Origin of the sequence: Pseudoalteromonas piscicida (assembly GCF_002744175.1) — a bacterium.
Taxonomy (GTDB): domain Bacteria; phylum Pseudomonadota; class Gammaproteobacteria; order Enterobacterales; family Alteromonadaceae; genus Pseudoalteromonas; species Pseudoalteromonas piscicida_B.
Map to the genome: position 1 here is coordinate 73,798 of NZ_NKHF01000052.1, position 18,810 is coordinate 92,607.

The following is an 18,810-nucleotide window of genomic DNA, read 5'->3' on the forward strand; positions in this document are numbered from 1 at the left end:
TTATTGATGATTTTCGCAATTTTGCCGTGGCTCATAGGGTGGGAATTACGCTATAATTCGCCGCTTTTTTTATTTCGTAAGCTCAAAAAACACACGGGTAGAATATGAAATTTCCGGGACGCCGTAGGCATAAACACTATTTTCCGGTGGAAGATAAAGATCCGCTTATTAACCAGTTACACGCTGATGATCGGCTAAAAAGGAGCTATATCTGTGGTATAGATCAAATCGTCGTTGATATCGAAGCCAAAGTGGATCAAGCTTTTCTTGATGAATTCCACTTGCAGCGCGGTATGTCACAAGTGATAGACAATGATGTCACCAACGCCCTTTATGACAGGCTAAAACGTGATGACATGATCGACTATGAATTTGCAGGCGGGACCATTGGTAATACCATGCACAACTATTCTGTATTAGCAGATGACCGCTCTGTGCTACTTGGTGTTATGAGTGAAAACATAAAAATTGGTAGTTACGCCTATAAATTTTTGTGTAATACCTCCAGTCGAGTTGATTTAGATTACTTGCAGCCGGTAGACGGTCCGATTGGTCGCTGTTTCACATTGATAGATGACAGTGGCGAACGTACTTTTGCCATTAGTGCAGGACTGATGAATCACTTGCGTCCAGAATCTATTTGCCAAACATTGATTGAAGAGTCATCAGCCCTTGTGATCAGCGCTTACTTGATGCGTACAAGTGGTGATGAAACCATGACCCAAGCAACAATGCAGGCAGTAGAATACGCGAACAATGCGGGTGTACCTGTTGTTTTAACGCTTGGCACCAAATTCTTGATTGAACAAGACCCTGACTGGTGGGCTGAATTCGTTGCTAAACACGTCGATATTTTGGCTATGAATGAAGAAGAAGGTGAAGCAATCACAGGCTATAACGATCCCCTTCTAGCGGCCGATAAGGCACTAGACTGGGTGGATTTGGTTATTTGCACAGCAGGTCCAAAAGGACTATTTATGGCCGGTTACGTTGATAATAGCTGTAAACGTGCAACTGAATACCCACTATTACCGGGCGCTATTCCTGAGTTTAATCGCTACGAGTTTTCTCGAGCAATGAAGAAATCTCAATGTGATAAACCAATCAAGGCGTACAGCCACACAGCACCTTATATGGGTGGCCCTGATATTATAAAAAATACTAATGGTGCGGGCGACTGCGCACTTGCTGCGGTATTACACGATATTTGCGCCAATGAGTACCACAAATTAAACGTGCCGAATTCAGCCAAACACGAACAAAGCGCAATCACCTACTCATCACTTGCTCAGATCAGTAAGTACGCAAACCGAGCGAGTTATGAAGTTTTGGTGCAACATTCTCCAAGATTATCTAGAGGCCTTCCTGAGCGTGAAGACTCGCTTGAGCAATCATATTGGGAAAAATAATACTAATTAATATGAGCCTGGGATAATTAACCTAAACTTAGGTTAATTTAGCGGTCTATTTTGAGGCGAAAATATCTTGTCGATAACACCAAAAGTTTTTGCTATTTACTTGTTCTAAATAGGAAATTTTTAGTGTGGTTAGCGTCAGAACCACTCCCTCAAATTGAGCAGGTATTAATGCGGATTGGTATAAGTATTAAGCCTACATGGTATTTTATAAAAATAGCGACTGAGGTCGCTATTTTTATATCTGTTAAGCCTATGTAAGTATTAAAAAATAGCGGTTCCAAGTTCATTGGACAAATATTCCAGTGCAGCGATCCCAGCTAAGGAGTTACCGACTTTATCCAGTCCTGGTGACCATACCGAAATTGTAAAGCGATTAGGCACAATAGCGATGATCGCACCACCGACACCAGATTTCCCAGGCATACCAACTCGATATCCAAAATCACCTGCGGCATCGTAAAGACCACTTGTAAATAGCAACGAGTTCATTTGCTTTGTTTGCTTTTTGGTTAAGATCCGCTGCTTTGATGAGTCACAGTAGCCTTGGCTTGAAAGGTAAGAAAACGACTTTGCTAATTCAGTGGTGTTCATTTCAATCGCACAAAAGTTAAAGTATGACCACAGCACATCTTCGACTTCATTATTGAAATTACCGAACGATTTCATCAAATACGCCATTGCTGCATTTCTGTACCTATGATCATATTCCGATTGCGCCACTATCTTATTAATGCACAGCTTATCGTTACCAGACATCGCTCGGTAGCTTTCTAGCATGGTATGGATAGGAGCCGACAAGCGAGAATATAAGGCATCGCAGGTAACTATGGCGCCTGCATTAATAAAAGGGTTACGTGGAATGCCATTTTCAAACTCAAGCTGAGTTAAAGAGTTAAAAGCTGTACCTGAGGGTTCCTTACCAACTCGCTGCCAAAGCTCATCACCATAGCGCTGTAATGCCAACGTTAGTGTCATGACTTTAGATACTGACTGTATGGTAAATCTGGCTTCTATGTCTCCTGCACTAAAGGTTTCACCCTCAACAGTGTGTAGTGCCACAGAGAACTGTTCTAACTCTTGCTCTGCTAAGGCAGGAATGTAATTAGCGACTTTACCTTGGCGCAGCAAAGGCTGAACCCGCAGAACGGCTTGCTCTAAAATCTTTTGATAATTTGGCATAAGCTTGCGATTAAAAACTGGCTAGAAGAATTGCAGGAAGTGTATCAAAAAAGGCCCCGTAGGGCCTGATATTTATTAGGAACTATGCTTATTTTAGTTCCATTTCCTGAATGATCTCGTGCGCGATGGGTGGGGTAGTACTCACCGGTTTTTGATGTTTATTTGCTTTTAATTGTCCTTTACGGTGTTTTAATGCCGCATCTAGTTTTTTTGACGCTCTAGCAATAGCTGGATACATCACTTCATCTTCACCCTTCACCGATATCCGGCTACCTGCGTAATTTGTACTAATCTCCGTGTAAAATTGTTTGTGTTCTTTACTGATGATGATGTCAAGGGATAACAACGACGGAAAATGGTTAGCGATCTTGGCAAACTTTTCATGAACGTGGTTTTTAACAGCATCGGTTACATCTACGTGATGGCCAGATAAATTAATCTTCATATGCAATCCTTCTTTTGCGTTTACCCTTAAATATAGTATTGGCACGATTGCTATATTTCTCAAGAGTCCTAACAGAAATTTATTACAAAAATTGGAAAGAAAATGATTTTTATCAAGAAAGTGTACAGTTCTATTAAACTAATACTTTATAAATCAGAAGGTTAAATAAGTTAGTGTATGAAGGAAAGATTCAAGAAAACAAAAAAGCCCTATAAAAGGGCTTTTAAGTCAAAGTTTGCTTTTAGATTAAAGACCAGCTCGGTCTTTGATTACAGCAATTAAAGCAGAGCCAGCATGGTTAGATTCAGCCCACGCCAAATCTTTGCCATCTTCTAAAGCACTTTTCGGAATACTCTTGATGATATATTCACCTGAGTCGTTTGCATTGCTAGCAATAGCATGTCTTAGTAAGTTATTACCGTTGCACTGGATCCCATCATAGATATTACGCATTTTTAGGCGCGCTGTTTTAAGCGCTTTACGAATACGATTTTTATCATCAGCAGCGATGTACTCACACAAAGAAAGCGCCAACTGTTCGTTTGCACTTGCTGGTTTGCTAAAAGAAAAAGCTGCAACAGCAATGGTTACTGACAGTAGCACGGTAGTTAATTTCATTACACAGACCCTTTAATACTTTATTCGTAGCATATAACTGACTATATTTTAGCAACCTAAACAATTGTTAGCAAGAAACTCATAGTTTTTTGTTCAGAGTTACGAATTTATAACTATGGTTATTCTTATCATCAGGTTCGTTACACTCAGTTTCAACCTCTTCCCATTCACCAACGCTGCTGTAGTCAGGAAATTGAGTATCCCCCTCTACGTCAAGATCGATAAAGGTCAAATAGAGGCGTTGAGCATATGGTAAGAATATGTCATATATGTGACCACCGCCAATTATCATAATTTCTTCACAATCAGACACTGACTGCAGCGCAGCTTCAGGCGTAGTAACCACTTCTATACCTTCTTGAGTGTAGTCGCGATTTCGAGATATGACTATATTTCTTCTACCCGGTAAAGGCCTACCAATAGACTCAAATGTTTTTCGTCCCATGATTACTGGTTTACCTAACGTAACTTTTTTAAAATGCTGAAGATCAGCTGGCAGGTGCCAAGGCATGTCGTTATCTTTTCCGATGACACGATTGTTTGCCATTGCTGCTATCATTGAAATTACCACAATGTACCTTCTTAATATTTTAGTATTAGTTTTTGGAAACAACTTTTTAGTATACAGAACAGTATATCATCTATAGATTAGGATGTAGGGAATGGGAGAGGAATTAACAAAAGGCCCTGAGTAGGCCTTTAGAGCAGTTTACTCAATTAAGTGAGTATTTGAGGCGAGTAAATCTTGTCGATAACCTCGCCACCGCATCTTGCTCTAACCAGTAGTTAGGGATAACAGCTGCTAGAGAACAAGTTATTATGCCAACTCAGGTTATTTACTTGTTCAAAATAAGAAACTTTTAACGCAGTTAGCGCCTGATCCGTTTCCTCAAATTGAACAAGTATTAAAACAAATGGTGTATGCTTTGATCTGTTGATTAACGCTCGTATATGACTTCTACGTCATAGTCGTCATCATCCCAGTCATCCCAATCATCATCGTCATTGCTTTCATTCTTAGTGGCATGCCTGTGGTAAGTGTCCCACTTAAATTCCACTTCTTCCTGCTGCTCTTCTTCAAACTTATCTTTTGGCATACTTTCAAGAAGTTCCATGATATCGAAGCAAAGTGGTTGTGTGTTTAATTTGTTTGCAGCAGAAATCATATAAAAGTTTTCGGCATCTAGTTCTTGTGCAATACGCGAGCAAACCTCTTCTCTTTCTTCCTCAAGCAATAAATCAACCTTGTTTAGCACAAGCCAACGCGGTTTTTCTGCCAACTTAGGGCTATATTGGTGCAGCTCGTTAATAATGGCAAAGCCATTTTCTACGGGGTCACTACCATCAACTGGCATAACATCAATGATATGCAATAAAACACGACAACGTTCTAAGTGCTTTAAGAAGCGGATCCCCAGACCAGCACCGTCAGCAGCACCTTCAATCAACCCAGGAATATCAGCAATAACAAATGATTTGCTAGCTTCTGGTCTAACAACACCTAAGTTCGGTACTAGTGTTGTAAACGGATAGTCTGCAACTTTAGGTTTAGCAGCAGAAACACTACGAATAAATGTAGATTTTCCTGCATTAGGCAATCCTAGCAAGCCAACATCCGCTAGTAACATAAGCTCTAGGCGTAGGTTGCGAATTTCCCCCGCTGTACCTAAGGTCTTTTGTCTAGGAGCTCGGTTTGTACTTGATTTAAAACGCGTGTTGCCAAGGCCATGAAAGCCACCTTTCGCGACAATCAACTTTTGCCCATGCTTAGTTAAATCACCTAGGCACTCTTGTGTATCAACATCAGTGACACGAGTACCAACAGGTACTTTTAGCACTAAATCTTGACCTTTTTTACCAGTACAGTTGCGGCCTTGACCATTTGTACCGCGCTCAGCTCGGTGAAAGCGTTCAAACTGATAGTCGATAAGCGTATTTAAATTTTCATCAGCCTCTAGGAATACACTACCGCCATCACCGCCATCACCTCCGTCCGGGCCACCATCTGGCACAAACTTTTCGCGGCGGAATGAAACGACACCACTGCCCCCATCTCCGGCTTCCGCTCTAATTTCTACTTCATCGACAAACTTCATGGTTTAAACTCTTTAACTCTGTCTGAATTCACTTCATCATTATAGCAGTAGCAGCAATACGCTCCTACTCCTAATACCAATAGAATTAGCTCTATACTAACTGTGCTTAACGCTTCTTATATTAGAGCAACTAATAAGAAAAGCCTAAACCGAGTTTTGAAGAAACTTTATAGTGGTAAACTAATCATGTTTGCTCAAAGCAATTGGTGTAATGCTATTTTGGTTTAGCGCTTGCTCAATTTAAGTAAGGCTAAAGCTGACGTTAATTGCGTTGAAAGCTTTAATGTTAAAGCAACTAAGTCGCAAAATTTTGTCTGGTTATCGACAAGGGTTTTTGCCTCAAAATAGATCACTTAATTAAGCAAATTGATATAACAAATGATGATTGATGTGCTTAAAACAAAAAACCCCGCCTAAGCGGGGTTTTTTAATATTTAATACCGATTACTCAGCAACGATGCTAACGTATTTACGGTTTAAAGGACCTTTCTGCTCAAAAACAACTTTACCGTCTGCTTTTGCGAAGATTGTGTGGTCTTTACCGATACCTGCGTTAGAACCTGCGTGGAACTTAGTACCACGTTGACGAACGATGATGCTACCCGCTAGAACTGATTCGCCACCAAAACGCTTAACACCTAAGCGTTTGCTTTCTGAATCGCGACCGTTACGAGTACTACCAGCTGCCTTCTTATGTGCCATCTTTCTGTACCTCTAAAAATTAAGCGCTAATGCCAGTGATTTTAACTTCAGTGAACCACTGACGGTGGCCCATCTGCTTACGAGAATGCTTACGACGTCTAAATTTAACAACCTTAATCTTCTCGCCACGACCGTGAGAAACAACTTCTGCTGTCACTTTACCACCGTTAACAAACGGTGCACCGATCTCGATCTTTTCACCATCAGCAATTAGAAGTACTGAATCAAATTCAACTGCTGCACCAGTTTCAACGTTTAGCTTTTCTAAACGAATTGTTTGACCTTCAGTCACACGGTGCTGTTTACCACCACTTTGGAAAACCGCGTACATAATTAACTCCGTCTGTGCGCCCTCAAATCGACGCAACTTAATATTCTTCAATAGGGCGCGAAGTTTACGCTAATGCTTATCTTGGCGCAAGTGTAAATTTGAAGAAAGTGAATAAAATTTAGCTCGCATGAGGGCAATCAAATATTTTCCCCTATTCTAGTCAAAAAAATGTCAAAGCCAAGCTATTTTTTATCTCAACAAGCCAGTTTAGCAACGATAATTTTGTTTCCCGATTAGAGTTCCAAAAAACCGTACCAATACCAGAATTGGTTAAACTTCCACCCATAGCAAGGATAAAAAATAAGCATAAAAACGTTTTTTTATAAGCAACTACGACAATTTATCGAGTCGCTGGTTTTTTTGTAGTACAATCGCCGAGTTTATTCATTTTCGGTTAATAGATTGGCTCGGAGCGCAATGGATATAAAAACTATCCAAAACTTGGTTGAGCAAGATATGCTTGACGTCAACCAACTTATACATGAACAAATGCAATCTGATGTTGCACTTGTAAAACAGCTAGGTTTATACATTGTAAATAGCGGAGGAAAGCGTATCCGCCCAATGTTAGCCCTTTTGGCCGCCAGAGCATTAGGTTATGAAGGTGATAAACACATCACATTAGCGACAATTGTCGAGTTTATCCACACTGCTACTTTACTTCATGATGATGTCGTTGATGAGTCGGCTTTACGTCGTGGTGAGCCCACAGCGAATGCTGAGTTTGGCAATGCCGCTAGCGTATTAGTGGGTGATTTTATTTATACTCGCTCATTTCAGCTGATGGTAGGTCTTGGCAATATGGAAGTGATGCAAATCCTTGCTGATGCAACCAATATCATCGCTGAAGGTGAAGTACTGCAGCTCATGAACTGCAACGATCCTGACACCACAGAGCAAAGTTATATGCAGGTTATTTATAGTAAAACTGCAAAACTTTTTGAAGCGGCAACACTACTATCAGCCGTTGTACTAGAGCAACCCGAAGAGGTTAAAACCGCATTAAAGTTGTACGGTATGCATTTAGGCACGGCTTTCCAGCTTGTCGATGATATTCTTGACTACAGCGCCAATGCCGAACTTCTTGGCAAAAATATCGGTGACGACTTAGCTGAAGGCAAGCCAACCCTACCGCTCATTTATGCCATGCAACATGCAAACGAACAGCAAACCGCTCAAATTCGTACAGCAATAGAAAGTGGCAATGGATTAGACTACTTAGAAGATATTCTAACTACACTGGCAGAAACAAAAGCTCTTGATTTTACAATGGCTAAAGCCCAAGACGAAGCACAAAAAGCCATTGCTCAGTTGGCTATATTACCAGAGTCTGATCATAAAGAAGCACTCATCGCGCTCGCAAAGCTGTCTGTGGACAGAGAATATTAATACGCTTTGGTTAGTAAGTAACGATAGCTTCAAGTAGTTATAGCATCCACAAAAAAGGTCGCTTGCGCGACCTTTTTTACTTTTCAGGAGGCCTATAGCCTTCAATTTCGACTTCTTTGTTTTCAAATAAAAATCCGACCATCTGCTCCTCGAGCAGCTGTCTGTGGTCTGGATCCATCATGTTAAGATGCTTTTCATTAATAAGCATAGTTTGTTTATGCTGCCATTGTTGCCATGCTTCTTTGGAGATATTGTTAAAAATACGCTCTCCAACCTCACCTGGGTAAAGCTGAAAGTCCAATCCTGGCGCTTCCTTTTGTAACTTTTGACAAAATACTGTACGAGCCATGAGTTTCTACCTCTTCAATTTTAATCGTGCGCGTTTAACAAACGTGACACTGCTGATGTCGTCAGTTTACCTTATTGCCGCTAAGACTTTAACCAACTTTTTAGTCGGTGCCGCAAGTCCTACTTCTGGCGGGTTGTGAATATCAAACCACAGCAATTGGTGCTCATGGACACAATCGGGAATGACATCGACTTCAATGACAACAGGCGTAATCGTTAATTCAAAATGAGTAAAGATATGCACAAAGGGATCCAATGTATTGGTACTAGATGCACTTATCCCTTGCTGGCTCACAAAGCTGTCTAAATCTAAAAACTCTGTGAACTCAAAGAACCCAAACAGGCCTCCCCAAATCCCGCTTGAAGGGCGCTTTTCCATTAGTACCCTATCACCGCATTTAATGATCAGGTGATGAGCGCGCTTTTTTGGCTTGTCTTTTTTGGGTTTGGGGTTTGGGAACTCTTTAACTCGATTGCTTTTGAACGCATTGCACTCGGTAACCAGTGGGCACGCCTCACAATTTGGCTTACTCCGAGTACACACCCCAGAGCCTAGATCCATCATCGCTTGATTAAACGCTCTCACATCGCCACTGGGTGTAACGGCATCACTTAAAGACCATAATTGGTTCTCTACCTTTTTTACACCATACCAGCCTTCAACCATATAAAACCTGGCCAGAACACGCTTTACGTTGCCATCAAGTATTGGATGATGCTGACCTAGTGCAAGAGAGAGTATCGCTCCTGCCGTTGAGCGGCCTATGCCTGGTAAATCCATAACCGCTTCTAGAGTTTCAGGAAACCTGCCATGATATTCATCTCTAATCACCTTTGCGGCCTTGTGCAAATTCCTCGCTCGAGCGTAGTAACCTAAGCCTGTCCAGTGGTGTAAAACTTCATCTTCTGGCGCATCAGCCAGCTCTATAACGGTAGGAAAACGCGCCATAAAGCGCTCAAAGTAAGGAATAACAGTCGTTACTTGAGTCTGCTGTAACATCACCTCAGAAATCCATACTTTATAAGGTGTTTTACCCAGCTGCCACGGCAGTGTTTTTCTACCATGAAGGTGATACCAAGATACAACTTGCTCACCAAACCACTTAGCTTGTTGTTGGCTAACTTTCATAAACCTGAATAATACTTGCTACAAAAGCCGCCAGTGTAATCACAATTACTTTATTAGTCACCTCGTAAAATTTCACTCTATACTTGTTTATTGGCAATTGAATGACGATAATGTGCGACCATTTTCATCAGCATAGAAATGACCATGAACGAATCAAGCAAAAGTGCGTTAGAACAGGCGCAGGAAGAAGGCAAGTACATCAGAAAAGTGCGTAGCTTTGTTAAGCGTGAAGGACGCCTAACAAAAGGCCAAGCAGCCGCATTAGAAAAATGTTGGCCAAGTATGGGGTTAGAGCATACACAAGGCTTACTCGACTTGACTGAAGTCTTTGGAAATAGCAATGACGTCGTTCTGGAAATCGGTTTTGGAATGGGTAAGTCGTTAGTAGAAATGGCTAAAAACAACCCTGAGCAAAACTTTATCGGTATTGAAGTACACCGCCCAGGTGTTGGCGCGTGCTTAATGGATGCAGACGAGCAAGGCATTACAAATTTGCGCGTGTTTGAACATGATGCCGTTGAAATTCTTGCTGACTGTATTGCCGATGGTAGCCTTGCCAAATTACAGTTATTCTTCCCAGATCCATGGCATAAGAAACGTCATCATAAACGTCGTATTGTGCAGCTTGAATTCGCTGAGAAAATTCGTCAAAAACTAAAGATAGGCGGAGTGTTCCATATGGCAACTGACTGGGAAAACTACGCTGAGCATATGCTTGAAGTGATGAGTGCGGCCCCTGGTTACAAAAACCAGTCACAGAACAATGACTATGTTCCTCGTCCAGACTTTAGACCGCTTACTAAGTTTGAACAGCGCGGTCACCGCTTAGGGCACGGCGTTTGGGACTTAATGTTTGAGCGTATAAGCTAAAAACCCCTCTTTATATATTGGAGCGGCTCAAATGGCTGCTTCATTGCCTTTCGGGCCATATACTGACCATATTCACTAGGAGTTAGCGTTGCAATTTACCAACCCAAGCTTACTGTTACTTCGTAATGAAGAAGAGCTTCTCGCCAATAATATTCTGGTTATTAATCATCAACGAGATGGCTTTTTACGTGAATTAAAAGCGCTCAACCCAACTTCAGCGATTCATGCCTTTAGTTTCGACTTTGCAGATCACCTGCATGCCAATAATATCTCTGGCGTTACTAGCTATGTTGACCATCAGCTACCTCCGTTGAATGAGATCGACTTGGTAATTTATTATTACCCCAAGTCAAAACCTGAAGCACAAATGGTGTTTGATAATATACGTCACTTGAGCACACCCGACACTAGGCTGCTTGTGGTTGGTGAAAACAAAAGTGGGGTAAAAAGTGCGGAAAAACAACTCAAAGAACATGCTGCACACAGCTATAAATTAGAAAGCGCAAAACACTGCATTTTATACGAGTTTAACCAGCTTACTGCTAATCCAAGCTTTGACTTAAGTCATTACATTCAAACATTTACAGTCCGTATCGCGCAGACAGAGTTTAGCGCAGCTAGCTTACCTGGGGTATTTAATCACGGCAAACTCGACGCAGGTACTCAGCTACTACTGGAAAATGTCACCCTTCCCTATAAAGGTAAGGTGCTAGATTTTGGTTGTGGCGCTGGGCTTATCACCTGTTACGCTTTGCTAAATAGCCCAACACTTAAATTTACTTGTTTAGACGTCAATGCACTTGCGCTCTATGCGACACAGCAAACTTTGACGCTCAATGGCTTAAGTGCCACTCTATTACTGAGTGACGGTTTAAGCGAGCTTAAAGGTAAGTTCAACCTTATTTTAAGCAACCCGCCTTTCCATACAGGGCAGTCGACAGACTACGATATCGCTGAACAATTCCTACATAATATCAAGCGCTACATGGACACCAAATCAAATATTCAGCTTGTAGCTAATAGCTTCCTCAAGTATCCACCAATCTTGGAAGCGCAGTTTGAACAATTTGAAACTGTCACCAAAAACACTAAGTTTGCCATCTACAAAGCCCAATAAAGCTGCTCACGTTCGGGTTTAGCTAACTAACGCCACTAAACCTGAACGTAAACCGACCTTATATCTTTTCATTTTCAAAGATTTGCTCTACTTTATTATAGAGAGTTATACCAATTCGCCTAACCGAGTGGTGGTTTAAAATAGTAGGGACTTGTGCAAATAAAGCATTGGCTTTCCCCTCAACTTAGACAAGTTTCAAGTATAATTGGTATAGCAAGCAGCCACGGCTGATCTTATAGCTGGAATAAGAATGAGTAAGCAATTAACAAAAACAAGCATAAGAAAGGTATTGATCAGCGCAGTGATGCTTGTTACCGCGCTGTGTCTGTCCTTATCGATTTCTATTTCCACATACTTAGATGTTAAAGAGCAAAAACAACTCATCATTAATAAAATAGAGATGATCGCTGACATTATCTCTTTTAACTCTCAAATCACTATTTTGTTTGACGATAGAAAAACTGAAGATGCTCGGCTCAAGTCTTTTCAAAACGTTGATATTATTAAAAATATCCACATCTATGCCATAGACGACGTCACGAACAGTCCAGTATTTTTTACCAGTTACAACGCTAGTCGAACCCCACCCGTTCCACTTAAAGTGAATCAAATTGACGAACTGCTCACACCTAAGGTCTCAGAAGATCACATCGAGCTCATAAAGCCAGTTATTTATGAAGGCAATATTGAAGGCTATGTTTATGTCCGCGGGGGACTTGAGCGACTATCTAACTATATAAATCAAAAGATTTTAGTCGATATAGCATTAACCTTATTTGTACTTATATTAGTGCTATTGGTCTCTAGAGGCATTCAGAAACGCATAGCCACTCCCATTGAGGGACTCTCCACGTTACTCCAAGACGTTTCAAAAAATCATAATTACAATGCCAGAGCCCCTGGTAGTCATATTGCTGAACTCAATGTACTGGCTAACAATCTTAATATCATGTTGGCTCGAACTGAAAACCAGTTAGAACGCCATAAAGCAGATAAACAAGAAATCAAACAGCTGAACCAAAGCCTCGAAGAAAAAGTTAATCAAAGAACCATCGCATTAAGGGAGGCGAACCAAGAGCTTCTAAACGCGCTTGAGCGTATGCATCAGTATCAAAATCAGATCATCGAAAACGAAAAAATGGCATCGTTAGGACAGATGGTTGCTGGCGTGGCTCACGAGGTAAATACTCCTATAGGCTTAGGGATCACTGGGTCAACGCTGTTGAGAGACAAACTTTCTGATATCAATGAAGCTTTTCAAAGTAAATCTCTCACCTCTAAGCAATTAGAACGATTTATTATCGATGGCATTGAAAACCTAGATCTTATCTATCGCAACCTAAATCGAGCAGCCGAACTAGTTTCTAGCTTTAAACGTTTGGCAGTTAGTCAGGATCTAGAAGTAAACGCTAAAATTGAACTTTCTAGCTTACTTAAAGATGTTGTTGCCTCTATGCGCGCAGATCTCGTCACCAAACAACCTGAAGTTACCATTGACTGTGACACAGGTCTCTCTATTGAGAGTAAAGCGGGCCCACTTCAACAAGTCATAGAGCAATTAATTTCTAACTCGTTACTCCACGCATTTAAAGATCAAAACAACAACACCATAGCCATTAAAGTTAAGCCTAATAGTGAGCAACTTGTCATTGAATATACTGATAATGGTGCTGGTGTTCCCAGAGATATCAAAAAGCGAATTTTTGATCCCTTTGTCACCACACGCAGGGGCGAAGGCGGCAGTGGTTTGGGCATGCATCTAGTTTATAATCTTGTGACACAAGCCCTCGGCGGCTCGATAACGCTAGATGAAGCCTTTACTCAAGGCGCGAAGTTTATTATTACCCTGCCTCTTTCAGGGAACGCAAAATGAAGTGGGTTAGCATAGCTCTTACCTGCCTGCTTTTATCGTTCACGGTGAACGCAAAATCACCGGATCAAGTTCGCTCTGCCTTTCTCTATCAAATGGCAAAATTTGTTGAGTTTCCAGATGAAGACGCCAAAGCTAGCCTGCAGTTTTGCTTTTACTCACTAGAGTCAGGGCCAGCAGCTAATCTGAAAAACGCAACAAAGCTAAATGTTCGTGGCAAACCCATTGAGCTAATAGAAGCGAAAAAATCGTGGACTTATCGGGAACTTTCCAGCGCTTGTGACATCACATACATTGATGAAATGAGTGAAAATGATATACTGTCCGCTTGGACCGATACAATAGAGTCAAACATGTTGACCGTGGGCGAAAGTATTGAGTTTTTAGAAAGAGGCGGGATTGCTTCTTTGGTCCAAGAAGGGAGCAAAATTCGACTGTATATAAATAAGCAAGCGCTAGAAAAACAGTACTTCACTGTGCGCTCAAGACTGCTTGCCGTATCCAAGTTTCATCCCAACTGATTTTACTTGTTAACAATTGGATAAGCTCCTATAATCGTAAATATTCGGATTTATTATATAAGTCCGGACTCATTGTAAATTATATATTCCGAAAAGGTTAATTAATAATGCAAACGCCAGTCATTCTAATTGTAGAGGATGAAGACGTAACTCGACTGAACCTCGTTAGTTTATTTGAAGCGGAAGGTTACAAAGTAATCGAAGCCATTGATGGCGATGACATGCACGATAAGTTGACATCTAATGATGATGTGAATCTTGTTATCATGGATATCAACCTTCCTGGTAAAAATGGTTTGATTTTGGCTCGTGAGTTGCGCCAGAAGAAAAACATCGGCCTAATATTCCTTACAGGTCGTGACAATGATGTTGACCGTATTTTAGGTCTTGAAATTGGTGCTGATGATTACATCACAAAACCATTCAACCCGCGTGAACTAACTATTCGTGCTCGTAACTTGATATCTCGCACCGGCACGTCTGCAGAAGAGTCAACGATTGACAGCAACGGCGTTATTACATTTAATGGTTGGGAATTAGATGAAAACAGTCGCTGTTTAACATCTCCAACAGGTGATTCAAAGCGTCTGCCTAAAGGTGAATATAGAGCGCTTCGTCTAATGCTAGATTCTCCAGGCCGTATTTTTAGTCGTGAACAGCTTATCAAGCATATGACAGGCCGTGAGCTTCGCGCTAACGACCGTACTGTTGACGTTACTATTCGTCGTATTCGTAAGCATTTTGAAACTGATAACAATACACCAGAATTGATCAGCACAATTCACGGTGAAGGTTACCGTTTCATTGGTAAAATCGACGCTCAATAATCGCTTTTACTAGTCTTCAGCGAGTTTTGCAATTAATGGATGAAGGGCTTGTTGCCCTTCTTCTATTTTCTTCTCTAGTTCCGATACCCAATCTAAAAGCGTACTGTCATCCTTACCTTCCGACTCCAGTTCCATTTTCTTAGCCTGTAATTGAGCCAACTGTAAGCCTACCGAGCCTGCAGCCCCTTTGACCTTATGTGCAACAGCACCATACTCTTCAATATCTTGCTGAGCAACGGCATCTCTGAGCTCTTGGCAATATTTTGGGTTTAACCTAGCAAAGAGATCACAACTACGTTGGAAAGCTGGGGCGCCCATAGACTCAACAAAATCACAGATGGTCTCGATATCTAAATCCTGATATTCAGGTTGTGATAACGCTTCACGAAGATCTAGGCTTTGCTTGTTCTTTTGAGCTTCAATACCAAATAGCTCTGCCAGCATTTTATCCAGCTTAGTTGTGTTGATTGGTTTAGCTAATGCTCCTTGTACGCTAATGCCTTCAAGCTCTTGCTCCGCGCTTCTTACGTTTGCTGTTAACGCCACTATAGGTAGATGGTCAAAGTGACTGTCTTGCCTTATTTGACGAGCAACTTCATCACCATTGATGTCAGGTAATTGCATATCGAGTAAAATCAAATCGAGCTCATCTTCTGTCTCTACAAAAGACAGCGCATCTTCCCCAGTTTCAGCCCAAATAACCTCGTGACCACGCTGTTCTAATAAGTTTGTCGCGATTTCAGCATTTAAAGGAACATCCTCAACAAGCAATATATAGAGGCTTCTACCAGCATAACTTTGCTCTTTTGGCGCGCTACAAAGTTGCAGTGGTATTTCCACATCAAAACGACTCCCCTTGCCCTTTTCACTCGCTACAGAGATTGAGCCTTTCATTGCTTGTACCAATGCTTTAGTAACAGCAAGACCGATCCCTGAACCTATTGCGTTACTACCTGAAGCGTCCGGCGCTTTATAGTACATTTCAAAAATACGTTCGAGTTGATCTGTGGAAATCCCCATACCCGTATCGATAACGCTTATAGTCAACCAAGGTCCATCAGCGCGATTTTCACGTCGACACTCAAGGGTTACATTCCCTCTGTGTGTAAACTTCACGGCATTGTTGATGAGGTTCCACAAGATCTGACGTAGGCGGGTGGGATCGAGTAAGGCATAAACATCCAACATACCCGAGCGATTAATAGTGAACTCTAGGCCTTTCTGATCAGCAATAAGGCCGGCAAAATTCACAACATCATTGATAAAATCTGAGACATTAATGCTATCCGTCGCGATGTCTAGCTGCTCACGGTCTATTTTATCTAGGTCTATGATGTCGTTAAATATATTACCTAGAGTTTCGGCACTTGAGAAAATGGTATTACACCAACTCTTTTGTTGTGCCGAAAGCTCAGTATCTAACATCATTCGAGTCAAGCCTACAATGCCATTAAGCGGCGTTCTCAGTTCATGGCTCAATGTCGCAATAAATTTACCTTTATCTTTGTACGCGGTCTCAAGCGCTTGTTCAGCTTCCTTACGACTAGTGATATCACGACCAAATGCCAACAGACCAATATACTCACCTTTATCATTGATAAAGGGTAACTTCCGCATTTCGAACCAGCGCTGCTCTCCTTTTACCGGATATTCAACGTCAAGTGTCAGTGGCTGCTGCGTTTTTGCCACTTGCTCATCGGTTTCAAGCACCTTAGGTAAGTACTCTTGAGAGTAAATCTGCTCTACAGAGTGGCCTATGAGTTCTTCGCTAGTTTTTCCCATGACCAGCTCAAACATCTTATTGCAACCTGCAAATACGCCATTCTCATCACGGTAGTAAAACAAGTCGGGAGAAGTGTCCACGATGTTACGCAGCAGCATGCCTTGTTGTGCCAGTTCTAATTGTGTTTTTTTACGCTCGGCAATTTCTTTGCGTAATTCATCTATCGCTCGGTGTTTTGCATGTAGCGCAAGTTTTCTTTCGTCTATTTCGCTATTTAAACGGTTGATGTTGTCTTTCAAGGTCTGGTTTAGCATTTTTTCTTGTTGCGTTGCAGACTTAAGGTAAGCTTTAGATGATTGTACTTCTCGCATTGCTGCAACCGACATCATGATCAACGCCGGTGAAATAACCGCCGTTAAGAAAAACAATGCTGATATATTAACGATGTCAACAACGCCCAATGCCACATAATAAAACATGCAAGACAGGATCACGGAAACAAAGAGTGTGAATGCATAAGCAATGATAAATGCCCGCTTGTTGCCGTACTTTTCTACCAAGTTTGATAAAATTCGAGCCCATGAGCCAAACGAATTTTCTGCCATATTATAACTTCACCACTATTGAACGCTTGTCAGGCAAGAGTATGTTTTACTACGAGTTGCCTGAACGCCATCGTATTCAGGCCCTAAAGTAAATATTATACAAAAGCTCTTGTAATAAGCGAGTATAGATATCGTAGGGCAGGATTATTCAACAAAAACACCATCATCTATGCTTTTTAAAACGTTCTAAATGAGAATCTGTATCACTAAATGGACAAATCATCTAATTTATTATTGATTGATTTGAGCGTCCCATCCCAACTTAACTGGATTTGGTGTAATATGCGCGTTTTTTAAGTCGTAAGAAAGAGAGCGTCAATGCAAAATAACATGCCAGATATCGCACACAGTGCAAGCGCGTTACAAACAGGAACTTTAGACTGGGTAGGCATGGGAAATATCGAGCTGCCTTTAGTACTTGAGAGTAAAGGCTTAAACCCGGCAACTGTCACAGCAAAAGCTGATGCCTTCGTTAATTTGCAAAAAGAGGATGCTAAAGGTATCCATATGTCACGCTTATTTCTTGCGCTTGACACACTCTCATGCGAGCAAGCACTCACCCCTAATACGTTAAAGCAACTGTTAGACAATTTTTTAAGCACGCATAATGAACTTAGCACCGGTGCCAAAGTAACCTTTAAGTTTGAGCTACCGATCAGACGCCCTTCACTGTTAAGTAAAAAAATGGGCTGGAAGTCTTACCCAGTGATCATCGATGCCACCTTATTGGACGGCATCTATAAACTTGAACTTGCGGTAGATATCACTTATTCATCCACATGTCCTTGCTCTGCAGCACTCTCTCGCCAACTGATACAGAATGCATTTCAGCACGCTTTTGATGGTAAAGAACTAGACTTCCATAGTGTCCACAACTGGCTAGGTAGCACTGATGGTATTGTCGCGACACCACACTCTCAACGCTCTATTGCCAATATTAAAGTTAAGCTTAATGAAAGCCATGATGAGTTTGCGATCTTAGACTTAATAGAGCTGGTAGAAAACGAGTTAAAAACTCCAGTTCAAGCAGCGGTCAAACGCGAAGATGAACAGGAATTTGCTCGCCTTAATGGTCAAAACTTAATGTTTTGTGAGGATGCAGCTAGAAAACTTAAAGCTCTCTTCAATAAGCAAGCATTGGCTGACTTTTACATCAAAATTAACCATTACGAATCTCTCCACGCACACGACGCGGTGGCTTATGCTGTTAAAGGGATTAATGGTGGTTACAGCGTTTAATACCAACTGAGTTAATTTTCTGATCAATTTGAAGGATGAAGTAGCATATTAGCGTCGTTAAAAATTTCTCATTTAGAACGACTAAATAGCAAAATTTTTGCCTAGCTACTAAAGCTATTTCTCCGCTTCAAATAGCTCATTTACTTAATGCATTTGGTATAGCCCTGAGATCAGCGGATCAGTAATATTAGTTTGACCGGTTAAACTCAAAACCATAAAAAAGCTTTTTCACAGGACATACCTGTGAAGATATTCCTCAGAATAATCCAGCTTTACAGAAAAGAAAGCACTATTTTTCAACGAATCATGTGATGAAAATATATTAGATATGAATTGATAGAAGAAATATCAAAGAAATGAAGAATAAGGAATATTGCTTTGAA

At 41.2% G+C, this 18,810-nt stretch carries 18 protein-coding genes; 8 read left to right on the forward strand and 10 right to left on the reverse strand.

The annotated features are described in order from the left end of the window. Positions 1 to 104: 104 nt before the first annotated feature. Positions 105 to 1,409, forward strand: a complete 1,305-nt coding sequence (locus CEX98_RS11985) for an inosine/guanosine kinase (protein WP_099642299.1) — start codon at positions 105 to 107, stop codon at positions 1,407 to 1,409. A gap of 270 nt (positions 1,410 to 1,679) precedes the next feature. Here the strand turns inward: CEX98_RS11985 and glsB are convergent, their stop codons facing one another. The 7 genes from glsB to rplU form a co-directional block, all read right to left on the reverse strand. Beyond that, positions 1,680 to 2,597 (reverse strand): glutaminase B, encoded by a 918-nt coding sequence (gene glsB, locus CEX98_RS11990; protein ID WP_099642300.1) that lies wholly within the window; start codon positions 2,595 to 2,597, stop codon positions 1,680 to 1,682. An 88-nt stretch (positions 2,598 to 2,685) separates the two neighbouring features. Beyond that, on the reverse strand, positions 2,686 to 3,042 hold the full coding sequence (gene hpf / locus CEX98_RS11995) for a ribosome hibernation-promoting factor, HPF/YfiA family (RefSeq protein WP_099642301.1): 357 nt from the start codon (positions 3,040 to 3,042) through the stop codon (positions 2,686 to 2,688). A gap of 246 nt (positions 3,043 to 3,288) precedes the next feature. Beyond that, positions 3,289 to 3,660 (reverse strand): DUF3718 domain-containing protein, encoded by a 372-nt coding sequence (locus CEX98_RS12000; protein WP_099642302.1) that lies wholly within the window; start codon positions 3,658 to 3,660, stop codon positions 3,289 to 3,291. Positions 3,661 to 3,739: 79 nt separating this feature from the next. After that, complete coding sequence (folA, locus tag CEX98_RS12005) at positions 3,740 to 4,231, reverse strand: type 3 dihydrofolate reductase (protein WP_172439765.1); 492 nt, start codon at positions 4,229 to 4,231, stop codon at positions 3,740 to 3,742. A 367-nt stretch (positions 4,232 to 4,598) separates the two neighbouring features. Then, positions 4,599 to 5,756, reverse strand: a complete 1,158-nt coding sequence (cgtA, locus tag CEX98_RS12010; RefSeq protein ID WP_099642304.1) for an Obg family GTPase CgtA — start codon at positions 5,754 to 5,756, stop codon at positions 4,599 to 4,601. Between the two features lie 444 nt (positions 5,757 to 6,200). Beyond that, the gene (rpmA, locus tag CEX98_RS12015; protein ID WP_010374578.1) at positions 6,201 to 6,458 is read right to left on the reverse strand and encodes a 50S ribosomal protein L27; all 258 of its coding nucleotides are present in this window, start codon (positions 6,456 to 6,458) and stop codon (positions 6,201 to 6,203) included. A gap of 19 nt (positions 6,459 to 6,477) precedes the next feature. Beyond that, a complete protein-coding gene (rplU, locus tag CEX98_RS12020; RefSeq protein ID WP_099642305.1) occupies positions 6,478 to 6,789 on the reverse strand; it encodes a 50S ribosomal protein L21 in 312 nt (103 codons plus the stop codon). A 417-nt stretch (positions 6,790 to 7,206) separates the two neighbouring features. Here rplU and ispB point away from each other — a divergent pair, with 417 nt between their 5' ends. Beyond that, the gene (ispB, locus tag CEX98_RS12025) at positions 7,207 to 8,178 is read left to right on the forward strand and encodes an octaprenyl diphosphate synthase (protein ID WP_099642306.1); all 972 of its coding nucleotides are present in this window, start codon (positions 7,207 to 7,209) and stop codon (positions 8,176 to 8,178) included. Between the two features lie 76 nt (positions 8,179 to 8,254). Here the strand turns inward: ispB and CEX98_RS12030 are convergent, their stop codons facing one another. Beyond that, on the reverse strand, positions 8,255 to 8,527 hold the full coding sequence (locus CEX98_RS12030; protein ID WP_099642307.1) for an oxidative damage protection protein: 273 nt from the start codon (positions 8,525 to 8,527) through the stop codon (positions 8,255 to 8,257). A 66-nt stretch (positions 8,528 to 8,593) separates the two neighbouring features. Further along, on the reverse strand, positions 8,594 to 9,655 hold the full coding sequence (gene mutY, locus CEX98_RS12035; RefSeq protein ID WP_099642308.1) for an A/G-specific adenine glycosylase: 1,062 nt from the start codon (positions 9,653 to 9,655) through the stop codon (positions 8,594 to 8,596). Positions 9,656 to 9,799: 144 nt separating this feature from the next. Between mutY and trmB the strand changes: the two genes are divergently transcribed. From trmB to arcA, 5 genes are all read left to right on the forward strand, one after another. Further along, the gene (trmB, locus tag CEX98_RS12040; protein ID WP_099642309.1) at positions 9,800 to 10,525 is read left to right on the forward strand and encodes a tRNA (guanosine(46)-N7)-methyltransferase TrmB; all 726 of its coding nucleotides are present in this window, start codon (positions 9,800 to 9,802) and stop codon (positions 10,523 to 10,525) included. 88 nt (positions 10,526 to 10,613) lie between these two features. After that, a complete protein-coding gene (locus CEX98_RS12045; protein ID WP_099642310.1) occupies positions 10,614 to 11,642 on the forward strand; it encodes a class I SAM-dependent methyltransferase in 1,029 nt (342 codons plus the stop codon). A gap of 250 nt (positions 11,643 to 11,892) precedes the next feature. Beyond that, the gene (locus CEX98_RS12050) at positions 11,893 to 13,515 is read left to right on the forward strand and encodes an ATP-binding protein (RefSeq protein ID WP_099642311.1); all 1,623 of its coding nucleotides are present in this window, start codon (positions 11,893 to 11,895) and stop codon (positions 13,513 to 13,515) included. Then, the gene (locus tag CEX98_RS12055; RefSeq protein ID WP_099642312.1) at positions 13,512 to 14,033 is read left to right on the forward strand and encodes a YfiR family protein; all 522 of its coding nucleotides are present in this window, start codon (positions 13,512 to 13,514) and stop codon (positions 14,031 to 14,033) included. Before CEX98_RS12050 ends, CEX98_RS12055 begins: the two co-directional genes overlap by 4 nt. Positions 14,034 to 14,140: 107 nt before the next feature. After that, positions 14,141 to 14,860, forward strand: a complete 720-nt coding sequence (arcA, locus tag CEX98_RS12060) for a two-component system response regulator ArcA (protein ID WP_099642313.1) — start codon at positions 14,141 to 14,143, stop codon at positions 14,858 to 14,860. Between the two features lie 9 nt (positions 14,861 to 14,869). On the opposite strand, the gene arcB is transcribed toward arcA, so the two are convergent. Next, positions 14,870 to 17,188 (reverse strand): aerobic respiration two-component sensor histidine kinase ArcB, encoded by a 2,319-nt coding sequence (arcB, locus tag CEX98_RS12065; RefSeq protein WP_099642314.1) that lies wholly within the window; start codon positions 17,186 to 17,188, stop codon positions 14,870 to 14,872. Between the two features lie 318 nt (positions 17,189 to 17,506). Between arcB and folE2 the strand changes: the two genes are divergently transcribed. Continuing rightward, a complete protein-coding gene (gene folE2, locus CEX98_RS12070) occupies positions 17,507 to 18,427 on the forward strand; it encodes a GTP cyclohydrolase FolE2 (RefSeq protein WP_099642315.1) in 921 nt (306 codons plus the stop codon). The last annotated feature ends 383 nt before the right edge of the window (positions 18,428 to 18,810 follow it).